Annotated in this window: 13 protein-coding genes and 1 pseudogene; 3 read left to right on the forward strand and 11 right to left on the reverse strand. The window is 37.5% G+C overall.

Annotated features, from left to right (window positions below):
- Positions 1-155 precede the first annotated feature (155 nt).
- The 4 genes from hylB to A5844_RS10310 all read right to left on the reverse strand — a co-directional run bounded on the left by hylB (position 156) and on the right by A5844_RS10310 (position 6,045).
- A complete protein-coding gene (gene hylB / locus A5844_RS10290; protein WP_086285091.1) occupies positions 156-3,176 on the reverse strand; it encodes a hyaluronate lyase HylB in 3,021 nt (1,006 codons plus the stop codon).
- Positions 3,177-3,513: 337 nt separating this feature from the next.
- Positions 3,514-4,320, reverse strand: a complete 807-nt coding sequence (locus tag A5844_RS10300; RefSeq protein ID WP_086285093.1) for a PTS system mannose/fructose/sorbose family transporter subunit IID — start codon at positions 4,318-4,320, stop codon at positions 3,514-3,516.
- A complete protein-coding gene (locus A5844_RS10305; protein ID WP_086285094.1) occupies positions 4,307-5,104 on the reverse strand; it encodes a PTS mannose/fructose/sorbose/N-acetylgalactosamine transporter subunit IIC in 798 nt (265 codons plus the stop codon). The genes A5844_RS10300 and A5844_RS10305 overlap by 14 nt, the downstream gene beginning before the upstream one ends.
- Before the next feature lie 17 nt (positions 5,105-5,121).
- A complete protein-coding gene (locus A5844_RS10310) occupies positions 5,122-6,045 on the reverse strand; it encodes a PTS sugar transporter subunit IIAB (protein ID WP_086285095.1) in 924 nt (307 codons plus the stop codon).
- A 217-nt stretch (positions 6,046-6,262) separates the two neighbouring features.
- Between A5844_RS10310 and A5844_RS10315 the strand changes: the two genes are divergently transcribed.
- The 3 genes from A5844_RS10315 to A5844_RS10325 all read left to right on the forward strand — a co-directional run bounded on the left by A5844_RS10315 (position 6,263) and on the right by A5844_RS10325 (position 10,081).
- Positions 6,263-6,970 (forward strand): GntR family transcriptional regulator, encoded by a 708-nt coding sequence (locus tag A5844_RS10315; protein WP_086285261.1) that lies wholly within the window; start codon positions 6,263-6,265, stop codon positions 6,968-6,970.
- A gap of 141 nt (positions 6,971-7,111) precedes the next feature.
- Positions 7,112-8,275, forward strand: coding sequence for a glycoside hydrolase family 88 protein (locus A5844_RS10320; RefSeq protein WP_086285096.1), 1,164 nt, complete (start codon positions 7,112-7,114; stop codon positions 8,273-8,275).
- A 12-nt stretch (positions 8,276-8,287) separates the two neighbouring features.
- On the forward strand, positions 8,288-10,081 hold the full coding sequence (locus tag A5844_RS10325) for a glycoside hydrolase family 35 protein (protein WP_086285097.1): 1,794 nt from the start codon (positions 8,288-8,290) through the stop codon (positions 10,079-10,081).
- A gap of 129 nt (positions 10,082-10,210) precedes the next feature.
- On the opposite strand, the pseudogene A5844_RS10330 reads toward A5844_RS10325, so the two are convergent.
- The 7 genes and pseudogenes from A5844_RS10330 to A5844_RS10360 form a co-directional block, all read right to left on the reverse strand.
- Positions 10,211-10,558 (reverse strand): annotated as a pseudogene (locus A5844_RS10330) (transposase); the annotation flags it as partial.
- 141 nt (positions 10,559-10,699) lie between these two features.
- A complete protein-coding gene (locus A5844_RS10335; RefSeq protein ID WP_086285099.1) occupies positions 10,700-17,464 on the reverse strand; it encodes a hypothetical protein in 6,765 nt (2,254 codons plus the stop codon).
- 1,251 nt (positions 17,465-18,715) lie between these two features.
- Positions 18,716-19,237, reverse strand: coding sequence for a hypothetical protein (locus tag A5844_RS10340; protein WP_086285100.1), 522 nt, complete (start codon positions 19,235-19,237; stop codon positions 18,716-18,718).
- Between the two features lie 325 nt (positions 19,238-19,562).
- Positions 19,563-20,693, reverse strand: coding sequence for an AI-2E family transporter (locus tag A5844_RS10345; protein WP_086285101.1), 1,131 nt, complete (start codon positions 20,691-20,693; stop codon positions 19,563-19,565).
- A 128-nt stretch (positions 20,694-20,821) separates the two neighbouring features.
- Positions 20,822-21,535 carry an MgtC/SapB family protein gene (locus A5844_RS10350; RefSeq protein WP_086285102.1) on the reverse strand — a complete coding sequence of 238 codons (714 nt, stop codon included), beginning with the start codon at positions 21,533-21,535 and terminating at the stop codon, positions 20,822-20,824.
- 153 nt (positions 21,536-21,688) lie between these two features.
- The gene (gene nagB / locus A5844_RS10355; protein ID WP_086285103.1) at positions 21,689-22,390 is read right to left on the reverse strand and encodes a glucosamine-6-phosphate deaminase; all 702 of its coding nucleotides are present in this window, start codon (positions 22,388-22,390) and stop codon (positions 21,689-21,691) included.
- Positions 22,391-22,715: 325 nt separating this feature from the next.
- A complete protein-coding gene (locus A5844_RS10360; protein ID WP_086285104.1) occupies positions 22,716-23,924 on the reverse strand; it encodes an MFS transporter in 1,209 nt (402 codons plus the stop codon).
- Positions 23,925-23,958 lie beyond the last annotated feature (34 nt).

The raw sequence follows: 23,958 nt of genomic DNA on the forward strand, positions 1-23,958 counted from the left end.
CTAACTTTTAGGTGTTCGTGCTAAAACCCGCTTTCTAAAACACTTTCTATGAAAATAACCAAATGAATCTTGAGTATACGAAAAGTTATTTTTTGATTATTTTATCTCTTGGATCTAAAAACGTTGTTTCAAACACTATTTTTTAAATCCCCTATTTACTTCACTACAATCGTTTTACTTTCAAATCTCGAAAAATCGATCGTAAAAGTATGTGTTTGATCGTCATATACGATTCCCTCACTCATTGAAAGTACTTCGGTAAAGTCATTCGGCAAAGTGAGTTTGATTGGTTCTTTGGCTTGTGTTGGATTAGCAATGGTGTAAATCTGCTGATTCGTTTTTGTTTGTTTCAGTAATGAAATTGGTCGATTGGTTTTGATTCCTGCCAGTTCACCACCTTCTTCATACCAAAAATTAATCCCAAAATATCCTGCATCTTGTACTTCTACTGCTTGGATTTCTTTTGTATTTTTTAAAATGCTCACTGGTTGTTGATTTGCATAAGTTGCTATTTCAGATTGATTGACTCCGGGAAGCATAACGTAGGCATAATTTTCATCTACCGGGTGTTTACCATGATCAATCAAGAATTTACGGTACTCTCCTGTATATTGGGTCTCACTAGGGAACGCTCCATTGATTTCGCCATAGCTTCCTTTTCTCGTTTCATTAATAACCTGAACCTTTTCTTTTTGTGGAAAATAGTAGCCAATCGAAGCATTGGGACGATCTGATTCTAATAATAACCATTCTTTCTCACTTTCCTCATTTGTCTGTGAGATTGTTCCCTGATCTGAATGTACTTGATACAGGTATTCATCATTTAAAAGCCGATTGTCCACAACTGTTTCGATCGAAGCTGTAGTATTACCCGTAATACCAGCACCTAGAGCAATGATTTGTTTGTCAAGAATAAACCATGACTTTTTGGCTTGCAAATCCATAGGCAGTAGCGCTCCATTGTTTTTAGTTCCTCCTTTATTCAATGCCATTCCCACTATTGCTTGTTCATTCGCCGCTACACCACCGACCCATTGTTCCTTAGAGGTCACCGTTGTAAATGCTGACACTTCATCTTCTAAAGATATCGTATCAACAGTTGTCCCTGGCAAACGATACGGATCGATAGTTGGCCAGTAACTATTGCCAAATTGCACTTGATCGTCATTGTAAAGATAGATCATCCCATCAGAAGTATGCCATCCACGTTGATTTTCTAAATTTCCCGCTTCAAAAGACGAAATTCGATTTGAGTACATGCTTAATCCAAGCATATAATTGTGCGTTCTTTGAACAAATCGATCCATTGCCCCATACATCTTCGTGCCGATAAATGGTAGTTGTTCTCCATTTATACTTTGGTCGGCCATTAACGCAGTGGTCATTAGTAGATCATTAAAATCTCTAGTATTTGTTAAGTAATACTCTGGATTGAAGGACATCCAATGCTTGACTGCTTCTTTCAACACTTTTTGTTGTTTTTCAGGAGCAAAGTTCGCTACAATCAATAAATTATACATTGTTGTTGAACCATACCCTACTTTTGTACTTGCTGGCGCACGTGAGATCGATCGACCATTCACTAAAGGAAGCATTTCACCCTGATAAATCAATGGAATGAATGCTCTTTGGACATTCTCCACAAACGTTTTTGTCTCTTCTTCAGCTAAAGTATAAGAAGAATCTCGAATAATGCATAAAATTTGTCCCACTCCTTTTACCAATACATTCCCGTAAGATCCGGTATAAGGAATCGTTTCATGTTGGATAAATGAACCATCTGGGTAAAATCCGTCCCCACTATCCACCAGTTTGAATACTTCTTTGATACTCGTAACCGCTTCTTGCACTTTCCATACATCTTTTTGTAAAATTCCGATTCCTAAAACGGTTTGTGCTAAATCCGTACGATTGGCACCTGTGGTGGAGAAATTTGGAATAAAATCTAGGTTTACAAATGTTCCTTGTGGCTTCGTATAAAGTTGCTGATAAGGATTTGGGACATATTGACTTAAGGCTTGTGTGTACTTTTGTCTTTGTTCTTCTGATAATTGTGTATCAAGAATCATGAGAATATTAACGAACTTTTGAGGCACTCCGATTTGCCAATCCCACCAATTCCCATGATATTTATTCCCATCGTATCCTTTTTTCGTAATCATAAAATCCAAGCCATCTTTAATTGCTTGACTGATTTCTTGGTTTTGATAAATACTTGTTCCTTTAGTTCCATAAGCTAATGCTAGTTTTTGCAATTTGGTAAATTGTGTCGTCAAATCAGCAGAAGGTGTATTCCCTGACTCTAACGGCCATAAATAAGTACGATCTGTTTCCTTATTCAAAGTATCATACAGTTGTTCTGCTTCTTTTGATAAAGCGGTTACATATTTTTTGATAGCTGAATGATTTAGATCAATCTCTTCAGATACAAGTTGCTTTCTCCAGTTTTCTTTCATTTGTTGGAATTGTGGTGTAGGATCTTCGACAGTGATGCTGTTCACCTCACCGCTTCTAATAGAGCGCACGTTCAGATCGCTTTTTTGGCCAAATAAACGGATTCCCGCATACCCTGACCAGTCTCCATCAATCGATGTTCCATCTGGATAAATCACTTCTTCATTCTCGTAAAGCAACTGTTGATTCAAATAGACTTGGATTGCTTTTCCTTCATAGCGTATCAACAATTGATAAGTTTGTCCTGAAATCAATTCAGGGCCAACAATAGAAGTCAGCCATTTACCTCCTGGTTGACCTAGTTGCCATTTGCCATCACGCATGTACGCAAAAGATTGCCAGCGAGACGATTGATCAGGATCACCACGAAACACGAGACCAAAGTTTGCTTGCCCTTCATACAAGAAAGTAAATTCTACATCACCCGAAGTTCGTATTCCTGTATTCAAATGAAGAGAGACCGATTCATATTGTGCGTTTAGCACCTGATTTGCAATATGTAACCCAGAAGAATCAGTTACTTTCTCTGCTTTTCCAACGATATCTTGCCAATCACCTATTTGCTGTGTAAAATCCGACTCATAATCTGCATTTGTAGGATTCACTTGCACTACCTCCTTTATTTCTTCTGCATTTATTTGCCCTTCGCTATTCATGCCAATACTTAAAATAAACATACATCCTAAAGCCATGAAACCTTTATTACTTAACCAGCCTCTCATTATAATTCTCCCCTAAAAAATTTATTCATTCAATTAAAAAGTCAAAAAAAAAAAAATAGTAATACAAAAAGCTACTACTTCAAAAAATAAACGGAAGAATCCAAATACATGAAAAGTGATCTTCGGATTCTTCGACTTATTTTTTGAAGCTAAATACCCATCTGTATAAATAGAACTTTTGAAGGCGTATTCAGTGAAAAGGATGAAATTTTGATCCATTTTTCTTATTCCACATTCTTCTCACTTCGTTTAATACATTACTCTTAATACTCTTTTTTGGATCTGTCACAATCTTTTTCCCAAAAATATTCTTTCGTATTGTGTTATCCTACAAATATCACCCTAGAATCCCTGCGGCGCTTAAAGCGATAGAAAGAATCAAAATGATCCAAATGACACGTGTCGAATTTAATTTTTTCTGACCTAACATCCAATATGTCAGTAGTACTAATAATACAGGGACCAATGAAGGTAAGATGGCATCCATCGTATCTTGGATCACTAGTTCTACCCCATTCTTTTTATAAACAAAAGGAACAGTCGCTTTGATCACTGAAGGAATCAACGCCCCTATGACTGTGATCCCTAGAACCGTCGCTGCGTTAGTAAATGCGGCCAATTTATTTTTTAAGGTGGTGACTAATTTTACCCCTTGCTTATAACCAAGTGGTAATAATGCTGCACGACCAAAAAGCAATGCGATATTTGCAATGATCCAAATGACACAACCAACGATCGAACCACTTTGTGCTAATGTCCCAGCAATAGATCCAAAAATAGTTCCCCAAATCACGTGAAATAATGAATCACCGACTCCAGCAAGCGACCCCATCAAGGCTGTCTTCAAAGCAATAATTGTATCTTTTGCTTTATAGCCATCTTCTTCTTCAATCGCTACATCAATCCCCATAATCAAATTACCAAAAATTGCATTCGTATTGAAAAACTGATTATGAGTTTTCAACATATCTTGTAATTGTGACTGGTCTCCCCCATAAAATTTTTTTAACACCGGTAAAATACCATATAAATAACCCGAACTCATCATTCGTTCATAGTTCCAGTTCAATTGACTTCCAAGGATATAACGCCAACTGATTGCGTTTAATTCTTTTTTTGTTAATTTCTGGTTATTCATCGCCATCAAATCCTCCTTCAAATGTTCCTGATGTTGTCATTGTTTGGACCTCTGCCTCTTTCGCACTGTCGCGCTTGAATACTAACATTGCAGCAATCACGCCTACGATTGAAATTCCAAGCATTGGTACTTGCAAATACGCAGATAAAAAGAAACCTAGAAGAAGATACGGAATATACTGTTTCGTTGGAAGATAATGAAGCAAAATCGCTACCCCAACCACTGGTAATACCCCACCAGCTGTTCTTAAACCAGTCATCAACCACTCAGGTGTATTATCCGTGATCGTTGATACTGCTGCATCACCGACTAGTAACATCAATAAAATCGGAATCGCACGTGAAAATCCCCAAAGAAATGAACCAGATAAAACTAAGCGCGGAATACGATTGATATTCATTCCTTCAATCGCTTTATCGATACGGTGCAAAAGAAAAACATTACAGAAACGAGCCACAACATCTAGTTGTAACATCAATAGTGACACCGGCACAGCTAAACCGATCCCGTATTCTGCCCCTTTACCAGAAATAACCGCAAAAGCAGTTCCAAGTACAGCCCCTGTAAAATAATCAGGAACAGATGCCCCACCAAAAGCAGCAATTCCTAAACGCATCAATTGTAATGTTCCCCCTACCATCAATCCAGTTTCGAGATCTCCCATGATCATCCCGGAAATCATTCCTGCAATTGCTGGTTGTGTTAAAGTATTTGAAATAAGTGAATCATTAATCGCAATAAAAGCATAAACAGTTATCAATAAAATTTGGTACATGGCTAAGTGTTGCATCTTGTTTCCCTCCTAAATCACTTTCTTAGTCTTTCCATAAAGTCAATCACTGGATCATTTGGTACTAATTGAGCTGTGATTTTAACATTTTTCGCAGCAATCGCTTCAAATACCTCTTCTTCTTCTTTCATTACTTTGATACTTTTAGTGACTTCTCTTGCTCCATCTTTATAACTCATATTACCGACATTGAGTATGGATAGCTCTCCACCAGCTTCTAAATATCTTAAGGAATCGGTCGGGTTTTTGAATAATAGAAACAGGCGTTGCTTGCCGTATTTACCTGATTGGATATTCTTTGCTGCATCTTCAACCGTTAAAACAGATAAACGCATAGATGTAGGCGCTGCCATTCTTAACGAAGATTTTTGTAAATGATCCATTGCTGCTTCATCATTGATTACGATAATTCGTTGTGTATTCAAACTTGTCGACCAAATACCAGCAACTTGTCCATGGATCAATCGTTCATCGATGCGGACATTCACAATATTGGCTTTTCCTTTGTATGCTTTGTATAAGTCTAGATCTTCTTCAGCTGCTTGTTCTTCTTGAATCTCTGTTTTCTTCATTTTTTGTTTGACATCTGTAATGCCACCCTTCGCAAGCTCGATCAAAGTATCAACAGTTGCCTGTTGATTCAATGTAGCTTCCATCACGAGAGGAAGAGACATACCGGCAATAATCGCTACTTCTTCATTTTCTAAATAATTTTTTAGTGCGGTGTTACAAGGTGTACCTCCTAATAGATCTGCTATGATCAAAGTCGATCCGTTAAGGGCTTTCATTTTAGTTAGTAATTCATCCTCAAATTGTAAATTATCCCCGTCTGGCCTTAAAGATAGTGCATGGACATGTGGTTGCTTGCCTACGATCATTTCTAAACTTGCCTTGACACCTTCGGCCATACTACCATGGCTGATCAATAGGATATTATTCATCACTCTTCCTCCTTTGTTGAAATTAAACCATTCACTTAACATGTTAGCTGTTGAACAAGTACACTATATCACATAACAATCAAAACGTAAACCTAACATCTTAACATATTATGTTTTTCTATATATATTTTTTTACAAGGATTATGATTTGATAAAGCCAAGTTAACATGTTATGGTAATCATTAGAAGAAAATCAATAAACTGGAGGATGTTTATTTTGATTCCTAAATATGAACAAATTAAGCAAGAGTTACTGACTGAAATAAAAAATCATTTATTCGTGCCTGGTGATAAATTCTACTCAGAAGCTGATATCAAACGAAAATATTCCGTTAGCTCGATCACTGCCGTTAAAGCTTTGAATGAACTAACGACTGCAGGGTACCTATATAGAGTTCAAGGAAAAGGAACGTTTGTCTCAAAATCAAAAGTTTCCCAATCCGTAAAATTTTCTGACATCGAACTCCATTCTTTAGACAAAGAAAAAGTCAAAGTCCTATCAGTCGAAGAAGCAAATGATCCAGTGATCTTAAATGAGCTAGGGCTACCAAAAAATGAATCTTATTATCGTTTTAAGCGAGTACGTTACTTTGATGACACCCCTTTTCTCGTACACGTTACCCATCTACCGAAAAAACTTGTCAAAGAACCAATCAATAAGGACTTGTCAACCTACTCTAGCATTTACGAGCGAGTGAGAAAAGATTTTGGGATTGATTTATTCTCTCTTTCTTCTATAGAAACTGATGAGATCATTTTCCCCCAAGATGCTGGATTACTTAATTTATTACATCTGAGTTTTAGAGAGCCGGTGGTCAAACAAGTGAAACATTCTTATCTAGCCGACCGAAGTGTAGCAGAATATATCATTAGCTACAAACACTGGAAATATTTTAAAACAAAAATCGAAGTAGAAGCTGAATAAGCTTCTTTTTTTATTGTTCGAATCTTGATCAGCTTATAATTCCCCCATGAAAGAATTTTTTCCTCAAGAGTCGCTTTTTTTCTTCAATTAGGTTATACTTAGTCTAGTTAATATGTTAACAAATTAATAGGAGGAGGCATTATGAAGCTTAACCAAAATAAAGAACAACTTATTTCATTAAGCAAAAATGTTAATGAGGCATGGTTAACAAAGCAGATTGCTTGGTGTTGTGACAAAATCGAAAAAAATATGGATCGGTTTCTATTAGATTTCCCTTCCGCTTGTGCGACACACGGAAAGTATCGAATCAAACCAAATGACGATTGGACCAATGGCTTTTGGACAGGGATGATCTGGTTAGCCTATGAATGGACTGGACAAGAAAAGTTCTTAGTACGTGCCATGGAGAATATCCATAGTTTTCAAGAGCGCCTAACGAATCATTTCGTTCTAGATCATCATGATATCGGTTTTCTTTATAGTTTATCTGCTGGAGCTGGGTATCGCCTGACGAATAGTCAGCTATGTAAACAAGAATTATTACAAGCTGCTGACATCTTGATCGCTCGCTTCCATGAAAACGGAAACTTCATTCAAGCTTGGGGTGCTTATGGCGATCCTCAAGAATATCGTTTGATCATTGATTCATTGATCAATTTGCCTTTGCTCTTCCAAGTAGCTGAAATTACCCATGACCCACACTACAAAGAAATTGCTAAAAAACATTATGAAACATTGTTGCAGACGGTGATTAGAAAAAATGCAACTACTTTTCATACTTTCTATTTTGATCCAGTCACTGGTAAACCTAGCCATGGTGCAACTCATCAAGGAAATAGTGATGAATCAATCTGGGCACGAGGACAAAGTTGGGCAGTCTTAGGAATCCCTCTAAATGAATCTTATTTGCATTCAGAAAGATTCCCAACAAACTACAAAGAGATAGTGGATGTGTTCATCAATCACTTGCCAAGTGATCTTGTACCTTATTGGGATTTCGATTTCAATGATGAATCTCCTTCTGCAAAAGATAGCTCTTCTTTAGCAATCACTGCGTGCGGTTTATTAGAAGCAGCTAAAATGGAAGCGTATCCTCAAGCAATTGAATTAGCAAAAGGCATGATCTATCAGTTAGGTGAGATTTATTCATCCAAACACGACCCGGAAAATGAAGGTTTGTTGTTGCATGGTGTTTACGCATACGCGGAAGGAAAAGGAATCGACGAACCCAATCTTTGGGGCGATTACTTCTATTTAGAAGCATTAATGCGCTTAGCAAATCCCACATGGAAAAAATATTGGTAAGGAGAACTAGATATGAAAACATTTGAAATAAAAGAAGAATTTCTGGTGGATGGACAACCCGTCAAACTGATTAGTGGAGCTATCCACTATTTTCGACTGCCACAATCTCAATGGGAAGATAGCTTATATAACTTAAAAGCGCTTGGCGCAAACACCGTAGAAACTTATATTCCTTGGAATCTCCATGAACCGCAAGAAGGTCAGTTTGATTTTGAAGGAATGAACGATTTCACCACATTTGTAAACATGGCTCAAGACTTAGGTTTATTGGTCATCTTACGCCCTTCTGTTTATATTTGTGCAGAATGGGAGTTTGGAGGATTACCTGCTTGGTTACTAAAAGAACCAGGTATCAGGCTGCGTTCGGCTGATCCTCGATTTATGGAAAAAGTCAAAAATTACTATAAAGTATTATTGCCAAAAATCATTCCTTTACAAATTACACATGGTGGCCCTGTCATCATGCTTCAAATCGAAAATGAATACGGATCATATGCAATGGACAAAGAATATTTGCGACAAACCAAACAATTGATTGAATCCTATGAGATTACTGTCCCATTATTTACTTCAGACGGAACTTGGTTGGAAGCTCTAGATGCAGGTACATTGATTGAAGACGATGTTTTTGTTACAGGAAATTTTGGCAGTCAATCAAAAGAAAACAGTCAAGTTTTAAAAGCTTATTTCGAAGAACACGGTAAGAAATGGCCATTGATGTGCATGGAATATTGGGATGGTTGGTTTAACCGTTGGGGGGAACCCATCGTTAAGCGAGAGGCTAAAAACTTAGCAAACGAAGTCAAAGCAATGTTAGAAGTTGGTTCTTTAAACTTGTACATGTTCCACGGGGGAACAACTTTTGGTTTCTATAATGGTTGTTCTGCTCGGGGCAATAACGATCTACCACAATTAACTAGCTATGATTATGATGCTTTGCTTACAGAAGATGGTGAACCAACTGAAAAATATTATGCTGTCCAACAAGCAATCAAAGAAGTTTGTCCTGACGTCTGGCAAGCAGAACCCCGTAAAAAATCTCTGCAAGATTTAGGAGATTATCCGATAACAGCTAGTGTTTCTCTTCTTCATACAAAAGACAAGATGATGGATGGTCTTTCATCGCTTTACCCCCTTACGATGGAAAATGTGAGTACTGGTTATGGGTATGTCTTGTACTCTTTAGCATTGAAAAATTATCAACATGAAAATAAGCTACGAATTATCGAAACAAACGATCGCGCACACGTTTACGCAGATGGTCACTTCCAGTTAGTTCAAGATCAAACTACTCTTGGAGAGGAGTTCATGGTTCATGGTCAAGCAGGAAATGAACAAATTCAACTAGATGTATTAGTTGAAAATCACGGAAGAGTCAACTACGGAGCAAAATTAAATAATCCCGCTCAAACAAAAGGGATACGCGGTGGTATTATGCAAGATATCCACTTCCACCAAGGTTACGTCCATTATCCATTACCTTTAGACCAAGAACAGCTTCAAAAAATCGATTATGATGCTGGGAAAGATCCTTCACATCCTTCCTTTTATCAAGTCACTTTTGACTTAATGGAACCAGCAGACACATATATCGACTGTTCTTCTTATGGAAAAGGCGTGATCATCGTTAATGGCTTCAATCTTGGGCGTTATTGGAATCGTGGTCCGATTTATTCTCTGTATTGCCCCAAAGATTTTCTTAAAGCCGGAAAAAATGAAGTTGTGATTTTTGAAACTGAAGGTGTAGAAATCTATACCCTGAAATTTTCCGCTGAACCAAATATTGAAACAGCAAACGAGCAATAATAGAATCAATGTATGAATAAAAAATGGCTCTTCGACAAGTAGTGTTGGTGAGTTCAAATTGAAAGAATTTCATCGAGAATCAATCGAAGCAGAAATACGCTTCGATTGATTCTTTTTTGTTTTGGATTGATCTTGGAAAACCAAGCCCTGGATCAAGTAAATACGGTCACGAAAATGGAGAAAATTACGGTAACCATAAGCGACTCGTTTGATGACCTTGATTTTATTGTTTGCCCCTTCCAATGCCCGGTGAATATGTTGGATAATATGAAAACGATCCGTGACAATTTGTGCATGGGGAAAAATACTTTTCGCTAATTCAAAATAAGGAGCGTTCATATCCATGACTATATATTGGACATTCTCTCTGGCTTGACGGGTATAGCGAGAGAAATAGGTACGTAGATAAGCTAGTTTACGACTTTCAAGAAGACCAAGAATTTGATTCGTTTGGCCATCCATAAAGATAAAACTCATTTTACCAACAATCGAACCACTTTTCACTATTAATACTTTTTTGATCAAAAATCATTTTACATAGATTAAACTTAAATTTCCGCATCATGAAAAGGCAATAAACATTACCTTACCAATATTTTTTTGAATGGCCTACTCGAATTAATATTGTGGAGTTGCTTCTTGTCGATTGTGTGTTTGTTTCTTCGATACATTTTGACGAAGTTTATTTCTTTTTTCAATACTCCTAGTGACAAGATCCGAGAAACTTAGAGTCGATGGAGATTGTGTTGGGCTCGTTACTCCTTGTTCTTTCATAATGAATTCAGTTGTACTGTTGTTACTTTTTGTCATACTAGTCGTTATAAGGTCTGAGACTTCCTTTTTCAACCTATCTTTTGCTCTGTATTTTAGATTTTTTAAAGACTCCGTGTGTCCAATCATTCTTGTTTCTTCCATTATTTCTTTACTTGGGATATCTGTACTCACATTATCCGTTACTTTTGTTGTGTCCTGTTCTTTCATTTGGTTTAATTGAAGATTTACCTCTAAATTTGAATTTCTAAACAGATAAGCCATTGCCGTATAGAGGAACAGAAATTTCAATTTCATTTTTTGGTTATCGGTACTTCTTGGGACACGAACGATTTCATTAATCCCTCTTCCTTCGATAATGTCTCTTAAAATTAATGTAGATAATTCTGCATCTGTCAATAAAAAGTTATAAATCAATAAATCATCTTCACACATTACCCTCAGAACCTCAGACTTGGATAAGTTAGGTAAATTCAATTCTTTAGCTAAATGATCCACAAAGATACTGAAAGGTTGAGAATCTAAATTTACTATGTTATTGAATTCTTCATAAAGCCGTGTTATTGCTTGTGCTGCAGTCAATTCCGTCCCTCTTGGGGGATAATATTGAACTGCCAGATCCTCTGTATGTGAAACAAGATGTGACCCTTCATGAATTAATACTCGAGATGGTCTTGCTGTTAGCTCATAATCTGGAGCTTTTTGAGGATCCAAATGATGACTATCTGCATAAATAATGACTCGACATTCTCCATCAGTTGGAAAAACCTCTGCTTTCGGAATAGCTAGATCAACTGTTGATACATAACCATTCTCCCCCTCTTTCTTAACGAATAAATCACTCCAGACGAACAAAATATTTTCATAGTCTCGTTGCTTTGATTGCTTATAGAAATCTTTGATTTTTTTCAACCTATGCAAAAGTCGTTTAATCGTTTCTGTTATGAGGAGTTCTTGGCTAGGAGTCTCATTTATTGAAAGTAATTTTGTTAAATATTCCCCTACCTTAGATTGGGAAAGAGTTTTATCAAACTTAACTAGTTCAACCGCTTTGTCAAGTTCAAATTGTGCATGCTCGGCTTTTGCCATAGCTTCTTTAAGCTCTGCTTTTGCAATCGCTTGGTCAAGCGTAGATTCTGCCAGCTGGACTTTTACCACAGCATCGTCAACCACAGCTTGTGCCACAGCGTTGTCAACCACAGCGTTTGCTACGGCTTTGTTAAGCTCTGCTTTTGCAGTAGTTTTGTCAAGCAATAATTTTTCAAATATGGCTATTCCGGAATCTGTAAACTTCGTTAATTGTTCAAGACCATACTCTATATCTTGAATAAACAGCTTGAGGAAATCTGGCACTTTATCAGGCTTAACTCCCGCCATTGTATTAAAGGTAGAATTGGGCGGCAAGTGCTCTTTAATTGTTTTCAAAATATTCCGTCTTATTTCCTTGTCACTAAAATGATATTTATTAGGCAAATCTGAAACAAATTCAGTTAACGGTGCAAGTCGAACGTTAGGATCTTCTATTCTTGGAACTACATATTTATAAAGCTCTGCTTCTCTAAGTTTACTCCATAAATCACGTTTTCCTGCGGATTTGGGAATATCATTTTTTTTCACTTGACCAACCAATGTGCCCATTTTGGAACGATTGACCCTTTTCTTTTTAGTACTTGAAGTACCAGCTGTCTCTCCCTGAGACACTCTTGATGTCCCTGAGGTGCCCGGTGTTTCTCCTTGCGATACTTTTGATGTCCCTGAGGTGATATCCTGTTTTTTTAATTTTCTTTTATGTTGTAAAACCTTTAATTTAGGGGATTTTTCTTTCTTGTTTGTCTTTTCGATTGCCTCCACCTTCGCTCTTTCCAAATCTGTCTCAAAACGAAACTTGCCTTTTTTTTCATCAAATCTTAAGATGGTCATCGGTTCATTGGAATCCTTTTTCACTAAATGATACCGATTGTCTTTTTTATCCAGTGCGATCAATGGAATGTAATGATCATTGATCTTAATATGGGATCTGCCTGACTCCTCCCACATCAACCCTTTTCCATCTGGCGCAGAAAGATCACTTGGATTTTTTCGTGTTTCAAACTTGTCCAATTCCCTAGCGATTTTTTCCTCTACGGATTTTGATATGAAAGGAGAAGTCGGTGCTTCAAAATACCATTCTACCCCGTTAAAATTTACGGGCATGATCTTTCCCGCATGACGGGCATAAACATCCAATCGGAACCCATGTTCCTTGATGATTGTCATAGACACTTCAATCAGTTTCCCCTTCATTCGAATAAAACGCTTCGTCTCTTCTCCTTCTTTCTTGACAGTTGTGATCTCCCCTGTGCCATAGGCTTGAGGATTTGAATTAACTTCCACGACAAAGACCTGATCTTTATCCAGCTTCACCTTCAAAAGGTCGATTAAGTTTAGTTGTTCAGTTGTAAACGTGGCGGGTCTATAGGCTTCTATGCGATTGCCTTTTTTCATAAATAAACCGCCAAATACCTCCGCAGTTTCCAGATTCGTCACTCGCATATACAAATGTTCGTTCACTTTTTTCACCGGCACTTCCAACCCCTTCCACTCGAGCATCTCAATTGATTTTTTTAGCGCTTCTTGCGCCTTCTCCAGTTTTTCGACTCTTTCTAACAAGTCTTTGATTTTCTTGCCTACATGTAATTCATTTTTGAACTTCACTAATTTCCGAACAATCAACCGCCCTCCACCTATGAGTGGCTCAAACCCTGGATCAAGATTCTGTGCAAAAGTCAGCACAAGTCTTCTGATCTCAGCCATGGTGGGGAGGAAACTCCTACTGCTTCTGATCACATTGCGAATTCCCCCTCGGACAAAGGCTCTAGCCACACCTAATGCGAATTTCATATTGAGGGAGGTGACTTGACCGAGTATCGGAATCATAAGTAAGGCATCAATCGTACACGAGACAACTGCTTCTTCCGTGTCTTGGTTAATGATCCCTGTCACACAATCATAAAAAGGAATAAAATGCTTGGTCACCTCCCAAGCTTTTTTGAGATCCGCTTTGTCGTTTCCCGAATCGTACAATTGTTGATACAGTTGATCACTATGTTTACGACTAAGTACTTCAATGAATGGCGCTGTCTCAATCCCATGGGATAATTTTTTATTCCGATTCACATGAGTAGAAAATGTAAAAAGTTTATCCCCGATCCGAATCTCATTTCCTTCTTTCTTGTATCCATTTTTCCAAAGGTTTTTTTGATCAAACAATCCAAGTTTGAGGTATAACAGAGGATCTTGATTGACACGATAAAAACGATAGCCCCCTTCGCCATCCAACTGTTTCAACGCATACCACCGTTCTTCCTTTCCGTTGACGGCCACAAACAGATCCGTTTTGTTTAGACTAAGAGTCGTGGTCTTTTTTTTCCTCACGGAAAGTAAGAAATGGATAGCCGGAGACCCACTTGTGACCGGCATCTCCTCTATATAGTCACTTTCATTTTTCAATTCGGCATTCGCTTCATATAGATGAGTCCCTTCTGAGAAAATAAATGCTCGTTCCTCTTTGTCGAAGGCAGGTAGTGCAAACTCTATCAGTTTCTTATCCAGTGGTAAATACGCCTCTGCTACATTTTTCGTCAACTTAGTATACCTAGTTTCTAATTTCGTTGGAAGCCAGTCAATGTCTGGACAAGGATCCGCTGCACCTATAAGATAATTTTGTTTGATCACATCAAAAGAAGTGAGAGACCCTTTGTCGCGACATGTCTGTGCTAAAGCTGTAGCTAATGCCTCTTTTCGACGCCATTGAAGAAAGTTTTTTTGATAGGCTTTATACAAACGATCAAGAATTTCTTGATTTTCGATAATCTTATAATAGCCTTCTTTTTGGTAACCTATAAATGTGCTGATGGCTACTTCTTTATAGGTTCCCGTAGCCAATGCCTCTCGTAACAGATCTGGTTCTAGTTGAGCGACCGCAAGTAAAGAAGGCATTAGAAGATGTCGGAATTCTTCATAGATGGTGATCCCTTTTTCAAGGATGTTTTCCCAGAAATGTTGCCCCATCAACCGGCTATCTTCTGAACTAAACGACTCAAGGTAGCCACCCTCCTTTAAAATTTTCACCCCTGTTAGCTGCATCAAGGAAGCATAATCAGAAATCAACAAATTATCTGCTAAGCCACTACTATCTAAAAAGTAGTTAGGTAACTCTTTCTGGAGTAAAAAATTCCATAACCTGTTAAAGAACCTCTTCTGTTTTTGAGAAAGAGTAGGGGTATCTAACTGGATCAATCCCTCTTTTTCCAAGTTTCTGACGGTGAATAAATCTCTCAATCGCCCAATGGTAAATTGATCCACATCAGGGGCTGACACCAGTATTTTGACCATGTAGGCTTCCAGAGAACTTCCTAATATCGTTTCAAAGGCCCATTTCATGATCGTTAATTCGGCATCTTTGTTTGAGAGATTCTCCTTGTTTTTTTCGTCATTGAGTTTCAATGCTTTCAGGATCACTTTTGCCAATGGTTGAAGCCTTTTGTGATTGAAGACTAATGTGTTATTTTTTTCTTGAGTGATCCGTTTTCCCATAGCGATCAATACTTCTTCTTTAGTTGGCTGATCCGAGAGTAATTTTTTCTGCTGAAAAAAGGCTTCCACTTGTTTTCGCACCTCTGGGTCACGCCATTGAATCCCATCAGTTTCGACGACTTTGTTTTTTCGTTTGTCTACACTTGTTGATTGAGGGGAACTTGTTGTTGATGGTGTACTTGTTCCTTCTGGTTGTTTTGTCATTTCTGCGACAAGCGCTAAAGCTACAGGTTGGTTGTCTTTGATTGTTTCATAGACCCATGTTCCGACAGTTAGACTTGCCTGTTCCTCTGAAATTACTGTCTCTTCGTTCATTCCTAAGAGTAGTTTTGCGATTTGTTTGACTTTCACCATATCCAACGTTACTGGCACTGCATCTTCAAGAAGGACCCACTCACCGACTGTCTCTATTAGATCTTTGGCATTAGATTCTTGACAGGCAATTCCATTTTCCATGAAAAAATCAACCAGCTTTTTACGGATGTTCTCTTTTTGTTCCCTGTTCCACGTTGGAAGAGGAATTTCCTGTTCTTCCTGAACCACTGCCTTTGTTAGGTCAGCTCTATTTTCACGCAAAAACGCTTGGATCTTTTGATTAATCTCTTGAGTGGTAGCGATTTCTCCAGCTTGCGTCACATTTAACTCAGTAGCTTCACTAGGAGTTGTCGTCACATGGATCGGGTTGTTTTCGACAGTTGTTTCAATGCCAACAGGAATCGGCCTAGCTTCAGCACCTAAGTGTGGGAAGACATTAAAATTAAAATATTGGATATATCCATCCACTCTTTCAATAATATCTACTGCCATATCCCAGAACTGTGCCAAAAAACTCTCTTCTTCAGGGTTCGATACAGCTGCCGCTTCCGATGTCGCTTCTGGAGGGGGTTCCTGATGGTTGCTCACTTGCTTTTCATTCTTCGCTTCTTTTTTCGAAGTCTTAGTTGGGAGCGAATGGTCCATAGGATGAATATTCACTGGAACTTGTCGATTCTTTTCCGATTGAGGTATCGGTATCGGGGGAATTGGTTCGCCATAATTCACCGAAAAGGCTCGCAAGAACCAATCCACAATATGCGAAAATAGAGTTTCCTCGCTTCCCCCATCTTGTTTTTGGGTATAAGACGTATGTGCATGTTGGGAAAAGAACTGGTAAAACTGCTCGGTTAACCCATTCCAAAACGTTCCTGTCACTTGATTATGTACATTGGTTGGCTCATCCTCTGTGGCATTTTGTTTGTTTTCATAAGCAGCTTGAAAGGCTTTACTTAGTTTTTGAGCCGCTTCTTCTGCAGAAAAATGAACTGGATTATTCATGTGCTGAGAAGAAAGAGGCGCATGCTCACTTTCTTGTTTCATTCCTTGCTCATTTTGCGCATTCGATCGACCAACCGCATCCTGACAAATCGTTGTCAATCTCGTTTGTTCCACACTTACTCCTGCGATGATATAGGTATTCACCTGATCGGTCCTTCTCGTGGTGTAACATTTTAAAGCTTGATAGATCTCATGCGCGCTCTGATGAACAGAAAAACTCAATTCATGCGTGATCTTCGCGACATCGATGTCTTGTTGCGTGGCTGTGGCTGTCGTTGTCTGATTATAGAAGGTCTGATTGCCAAAAAAAGGACTGGTACTGACAAACGGTAAGGCAATCGACGTTGACTGTTGAGGCATGGTCGTATTCAAGGACTGAATGCGCGCCGGGTTGATGGTGGACGTGGAAACAAAGGAATGAATTCTTGTCTGATTCCCATCTCTTCTCACATCAATCCGGGTAGTAACTTCAAAAGCGGGAGAATCTTTTTCAACAACCGGATGTTGTTCGGGAGGATCTGGTAAGTGAAGGTTTTGCAAAATACTCAATAGCTGAACTAATCCAGTAAATGTCCATACACCATTGCGTGTTGCCGTTAGACCATTATGATTGGCCATATAGGTTAAAACCTTTTGATCCGTTCCTGACGGATGTTCATCATTCCGTTTGTTGTTGTTATTTCCAATTTTTTCTCTATAAGCATCTTGTGGTAACTTGGGCATCTTTGGCACTCCTTCATTTAAATTAATGATATAGATAGTTTATTCGTATGTAGTCAACAAAAAACACCTCCTAATCTCCCCTTTTTATAGAATATAATACAAACTTGCAAAGATACACTAAAAAAATAAAACTCCTGACTTATCAAGAGTTTTAAACTTTTTTGACCTTTTGGTACGTGTCCACGTACATACGATTTTTGAACACTCCGTTTAATACAATTCATCATGTAAAATCTATTGTCAGGTATTTTATTTTGCACAGCATACTTGGCCGTCAAGGATCATCGATAGATTGAAATAAAATGGGTGACTATTGGGGTATACCCTGTTGGACATATGTACTGAAATTCTTAAATATTATCCGACATTTACAGATTTTCAAATACATGGATGTTCTATTGACTCTGATCATATATCATATACGTTTAAATTCTCATGTGAACATATTTTTTTCTCAATTCATTGTTTCTACATAGATATTCTTCCTAGGTTTGTTTAATAAACCGAATCCAGTTGTGTTTCTTTCACCAAAGTAGATTTCTTACCTATTATTAGATTAATTATACAAATGAACATAATTCTTCATTGAAATTATACGGCTGATTTATTGTATGTATACCACAAACAAAAAACTCCAAAATGTCTTTCTTTTTATAGAATATTATAACCCCCCAAAAAATAAAATACCTGAATTATCAAGAGGTTTGAACGACCCACAAAAGTTAGGCTAAAATCTAACTCTTAGGGGTCGATGTTTTTATGGAAAAATAAAGTTTTGAGTTTATCTCAAGAGTATCTTGATGGACAAGGCAGATGTGGGTATCTAACCAATCTGGAGATTAATGCTTACAAAGAATTTGAGGGAAGCAAGACCTTAGTAAACGTCAGAATAAAAGATCGTCGGATAATCAATACTTGATTCTTTTAAATTTTTACAAACTTCTACAACAACAATTTTTTTGTGTAGGCCTAGCGCTGTGGTTGTAAATTTTTTTGGTTGAGTATTATTGGATTCGCAGTCTTACATATTTCTTTACTCGTACCTATAAGATTTAATAGGTTCTTCTTTGAATTGAGGTTTTTAACTTCTACAGTGTGCGCAAATTCTCTAATCTTCGAGGTATCCGAAATTCCTGTTATTTCCCTTACTATTCTTTTTTCATTTGATTGTCTCTCACCATTATTAATCCCTTCTAGTGTTGGTATAGGATTATCCTTTGTCTTATTTAATTGAGGTTCTCTCTTAAAACCTTAATATCCATATACATAAGTTAATGCTGTAAATAAAAAAATTCTACCTTTTCTTAATTTAACATCATTCAAATCTCTTGTAATGCGAAGCTCGTCTTCAAATCCTCTGCCAGAAGCAAAATCCCTGAGGATAACCATCACCATTTCTGCATTGGTCATCTGAAAATTAGACCACAACATGGGATCTATTTTTATTGCTTCAGCCACGGTATCGTGTGACAAATTCGGCAAATTCAGTTCTTCAGCTAATTGATTTACAAATTTATTAAAAGCATCTATTTCTAAAATATCTGTGGTTCCGCTAATAAATTCCTCTAACACTTCTTCTCCACTTCGTCTAAAGTTTTTTTCAGGGTAATTATATTTAACTACATCTTCGGTACCCGAAACAGCATGTGTAGACTCTTGGATAATTACTTCACGTGTAGACAAACTTAATTCTACCTCTGAATCAATATCTGGATTTAAATGAAAGGCATCAGCAAAAAAGAACATTTTGCATTCTGGATCATGTTGTAACATGAAAGCTTCTACATTCATTTTTTTATTAAATTGCGAGTAATATTTCTGTGCAACCACTTAGTAAACTAAATCAGTAGAAATAACCTAAACATTGTCAAATCCGAAGTCTGCTGTTTTTTGAAGAAAATTTTCTCCTTTTTCTGCGAGCGACTTCAGTCGTTTGGTGATTTCTCGTAGGACCGTTTCTTGAGTTGGGACGCCCTTCAGTCTAAACATTTGGGTCAATAAAAAATGAACAGAAAGAAAAATAGTTCTTTCTGTTCACCAATCATTCTAGGATTTCTCTTCACCAACATCGTTTGACAAAAAGCCTTTATTTGTACTCTTATTTTTCTATTTCAATCGTTGGTTTGATTCCTTCAGAAACATTCTCGAATTTTCTCAATAAATAGATTTTACGGATATTTAAGACCAGAGTTTTGATCACTGCATATACTGGGATACAGATCAACATCCCCATGATCCCTGCCACACTGCCTGCTCCGATTAATACCAAAATAATCGTCAAAGGATGCATATGCATCGTCTTACCAAATAGTAATGGTTTAATCACATTCCCATCTAATTGCTGGATCACTAAAATTGATAGCGCCATGTAGAGTGCTTGAAATGGTGAGATGAATAAACCAACAATAATCGCTGGAACAGCTCCTATGAATGGACCAACATAAGGAATGATATTCGTGATCCCACATACTACTGCTAGTAGTAAACTATAAGGCTGTTGAAAGATCGTCATTGCTATAAAACTCATCACTCCAATAATCACCGCATCCACGATCGTACTACTGATATAAGCCGACAATGTTTCATTTAATTCTCTAACTGTCTGTCGCAATTCTCCACGAATCGCTTGTGGGAAAAAATGGGATAAAGCATCGATAAATTTGTGTCCGTCCTTAAACATGAATAATAAAATAAACGGTACTGTAAACATCAAGATAAAGAATTGCATCATAAATGAAAGGATTTTTGAGACACTATTCGTTAAGCTAACGAGCACGATATTGAGTAAATTACTTAAAGTTAAATTTGCTGAGGCGAATTGTTCTTCTAAATTGAATCCTCTAAATTCTTCACGTTGCATCAGATCATTTAACCATTTACTTGTCTCATCTGCATAAGCTGGGATACTTTTCGTTAACTGCACTGCTTGATCTACCAGCTGGGGTAAAACATTCATGACTGTCAATAATACAATCACGATCAAGATAACCAGTGTCAAAAGATAACCAATCACTCGAGGAACGCGATGTTTTTCTAAAAACAAGACGACTGGATTAAACATATAATAAAAAAAACCAGCAATGATCAGCGGCAATAAAATAGCAGATAGCATTTTTAATACGGGTTGGAACACATTAGGCATACGTAAAATAAAATAGACACCGATAATCGTCAGGACCAATTCCACAGTCCAAAACAACAACTTTGATTCTTTGAATCTTGAATACATAGATTTCCTCCAATTTCAGTTATAACCGTTATCATTATTTTACCATTTATTATTCAATAAAGTACTATTTTTTATTTCCAATTTGTTATTTTAAAATAAAAATAATGTATAGTAGTTTTTATGACCGATTACTGTGGTAGGCTCACTAAATGAAGTTTGGTGATATTTTTATAAACTGATAATTCTTCAATCACTTCGGCATAAGTCAGACCTTTAGGCAGGTTTACTGTATAGACATTCTTGTAGACACGATAATCATCAATGAATTTCACATCGAAATTGACATCTTCAATCGTGATTTTTCGTTCCTCAAAATATTCTGCCAAGAAATCTTTCGTTTCTCTACGATGAATAAATTGAATCTCTAACTTTTTAGTCGTTGGTACATGGATGATCTGCTTGACAACAGTTAATGCGATAACAATACCGATAAAACTTACGATCGCGATGGCGTAAAAGCCCATCCCGATGGCAATCCCTAATCCCGCAATGGCCCAAAGAGAGGCAGCTGTTGTCAGACCTGTCACTGATTGTTTTGTGACAATGATCGTACCTGCACCCAAAAATCCGACACCACTGACTACTTGGGCGATCAAACGGGCTTCGTCCGAACGAATCGTTCCGACTAGTTCAGGATGTTCTAATGCATCTCTCAACGCACTGCTGGCAATTTCTACTTGTATCAAAGCAATGATACAGGCGCCCATACAGACTAAAATATGCGTGCGCATCCCAGCTGGACGATTTTTATATTGACGTTCAAAACCGATGGCTCCTCCAAACAATAATGCAATACTTAACCGCAAAATAATTTCCGGAATAGATAAAATCATCTCATCCATGAAACCCCCTCCTTCAATCAAATATAGCATGACTAAAAAAACAGTCAAAGTATATTGATTGCTAAAGGAGGTAGAAAAAACCAGTCACTACTGCCGCAGTTTTCTTCAGTTATTTGAGAAAAACTGGCTGTGACTGGTTATTATTCTATTCTCTTATAGTTTACTTGCAGCAGCTTCGTCTACAATAACCACCACGTTCTCATGATTTTGTAGAACACTTGCTGGCATATCGGTTGTGACAGGACCTTTGATCATTCCTTGGATGGCCTCTGCTTTATTTTCACCATACGCCATCAATACGATTTTTTTCCCCTTTAAGATAGATCCGATTCCCATCGAAACAGCTTGTGTCGGTACATCTTCCACTTTTTCGAAAAATCGTTTATTCGCATTGATCGTTGACTCAGTAAGTTCCACGACCGAAGTCTTACCATCAAAAGATGAACCTGGTTCGTTAAACCCAATATGGCCATTTTCACCAATCCCTAAAATTTGGATATCAATTGGATGTTTTTCAATAATTTGATCGTATTCTTTACATGCAGCTACCAGATCGGCCGCTTTTCCATCTGGAACAAAGGTTTCTTTGAATGGCTTTTTATCAAATAATTTAACATCCATAAAATGACGATAGCTTTGGTCATCCGAGCCACCTAATCCTACATACTCATCCAAGTTAACAGAAGTCATGTTACTGAAATCCATGTCGCTTGAAGTCATTTCTTTGTATAAAGTGATTGGCGTACTTCCTGTGGCTAATCCCAAAACTTTTGCACCATTTTCTATTCCATCTTTAATTATCTCAAAAGCTTTTTTTCCGCCTTCTTCAGCGTTTTTCACACGAATGATTTCCATAACGATTGCTCCTTCATTTTTGGTATAGCCCAATTATAGCATGGAATCATTTCTTTGGCAATATTTGTATAGACCAAATTTTTCGTTTATTTGCTAAAAAAAGTCGATACAGCTCAATCAAACAATGAATTCCACAATCATATCCAGTCAAATTTAAACATTGACTTCTATTTAGAAGTGAAGAAGCCTTTTAGCATAGATTGAAAAAAACAACCAAAAAACAATTTTTCCACGTTTTTCGGTCGTTTGGTGATTGCCTATTAACTAAGATGCAACTCTTTAGTAGCTTTTTAGTATAATAGTCAAAAAGATTGAGATCATTTTTTTATTTTTCACGCTTTATTTTTATTGGATGTCGATAAACTGTTGATTGAAAGAAAAAAGCACAAAACTGGAAGAACAATCCTGCCAGTGTCACACCGAGCCAGCCATAATGCTGCCACATGGTTGTTCCTAATAAGGATCCAGTAGCTCCACCAATAAAGTACATAAACATAAAAATCGTATTATTCCGAGTACTGGCTACTTCTCCTAAACCTTGAACTCTGCTTTGATTTGCTACTTGTCCAAATTGGTTCCCTACATCTAATAAAACGATGGCTACTAATAAAACAGCAATGTAGTCTCCAGCAATCAATAAGAGTATAAAACTGATCGTTTGCATCACTAACCCCATACCGATGATTCTTCTTTCAGAATATGAATCTGCCAAACGTCCTACGATAGGCGCTGCAACTGCACCTGATAAACCAAAAATAGCTAAGATTCCTGCTTCAAATGTTCCCCAACCATAAGCAGGACTACTAATGTAAAAAATCAAGGTGGACCAAAAGATTGAAAAAGTTCCAAACATAAAAAAACCGCTGATAGCTGATTCTCTAAGCAATCGTTGTGATCGGATCAAATGTGGTAAACTTTTTAGCGAGTCGACGTAAGAAAATTCATGACTTTTTGCCTTATTCGTTTGTGTCCGTGGCATCTTCAAGTAAAGTAAGGCAGTCAAAGCTACCACTAAACATAAGGCAAATAAATAAACAATTCGCCAAGAAAAGACACTGGCAATTAGCCCTGATATAGTTCGTGAGAGTAAAATACCCACCAACAAACCACTTAATAAAATACCCATTATCCGCCCTCTTGCAGCTGGCCCTGCCAATACTGCACCATAAGGGATGATGATTTGCGGCACGATTGAAAGTAATCCAATCAAAAAAGAGGCACAAGCAAATAGTATAAAGTTTGGTGCAAAATAGGCAACTAATAAAGAAATTGCCGAAAGAGCTGCCATTCGAATAATCAACTTAGGACGATCCATCACATCTCCTAATGGTACTAATAACAGCAATCCTAGCGCATATCCTAATTGTGTCAACATTGTCAACATCCCTACTGCACTCGTACTAACCGATAAGCTAGCTGCTACCTTTGTGCCAATTGGTTGAATATAGTACATATTCGCCACAACGACACCACATGTGATCGCTAAAAGTAAGATGAGTGATCTTGATAACGGTTTTTGTTTCTCCATGTTCATTTCTCCCCCATTTCCTTTCTTAGTTTACAACTTC

Origin of the sequence: Candidatus Enterococcus wittei (assembly GCF_002140175.1) — a bacterium.
In the GTDB taxonomy this organism is placed as follows: Bacteria; Bacillota; Bacilli; order Lactobacillales; family Enterococcaceae; genus Enterococcus_B; species Enterococcus_B wittei.

Bases quoted from the DNA above. Each gene is read 5' to 3' on its own strand.
- A5844_RS10325 (WP_086285097.1), top strand. From the start codon at position 8,288: ATGAAAACATTTGAAATAAAAGAAGAATTTCTGGTGGATGGACAACCC.
- nagB (WP_086285103.1), bottom strand. From the start codon at position 22,390: ATGGAAATCATTCGTGTGAAAAACGCTGAAGAAGGCGGAAAAAAAGCT.
- A5844_RS10345 (WP_086285101.1), bottom strand. From the start codon at position 20,693: ATGTATTCAAGATTCAAAGAATCAAAGTTGTTGTTTTGGACTGTGGAA.
- A5844_RS10335 (WP_086285099.1), bottom strand. From the start codon at position 17,464: ATGCCCAAGTTACCACAAGATGCTTATAGAGAAAAAATTGGAAATAAC.
- hylB (WP_086285091.1), bottom strand. From the start codon at position 3,176: ATGAGAGGCTGGTTAAGTAATAAAGGTTTCATGGCTTTAGGATGTATG.
- A5844_RS10340 (WP_086285100.1), bottom strand. From the start codon at position 19,237: ATGTTACAACATGATCCAGAATGCAAAATGTTCTTTTTTGCTGATGCC.
- A5844_RS10310 (WP_086285095.1), bottom strand. From the start codon at position 6,045: ATGAATAATATCCTATTGATCAGCCATGGTAGTATGGCCGAAGGTGTC.
- A5844_RS10320 (WP_086285096.1), top strand. From the start codon at position 7,112: ATGAAGCTTAACCAAAATAAAGAACAACTTATTTCATTAAGCAAAAAT.
- A5844_RS10360 (WP_086285104.1), bottom strand. From the start codon at position 23,924: ATGAACATGGAGAAACAAAAACCGTTATCAAGATCACTCATCTTACTT.
- A5844_RS10300 (WP_086285093.1), bottom strand. From the start codon at position 4,320: ATGGCGATGAATAACCAGAAATTAACAAAAAAAGAATTAAACGCAATC.
- A5844_RS10305 (WP_086285094.1), bottom strand. From the start codon at position 5,104: ATGCAACACTTAGCCATGTACCAAATTTTATTGATAACTGTTTATGCT.
- A5844_RS10350 (WP_086285102.1), bottom strand. From the start codon at position 21,535: ATGGATGAGATGATTTTATCTATTCCGGAAATTATTTTGCGGTTAAGT.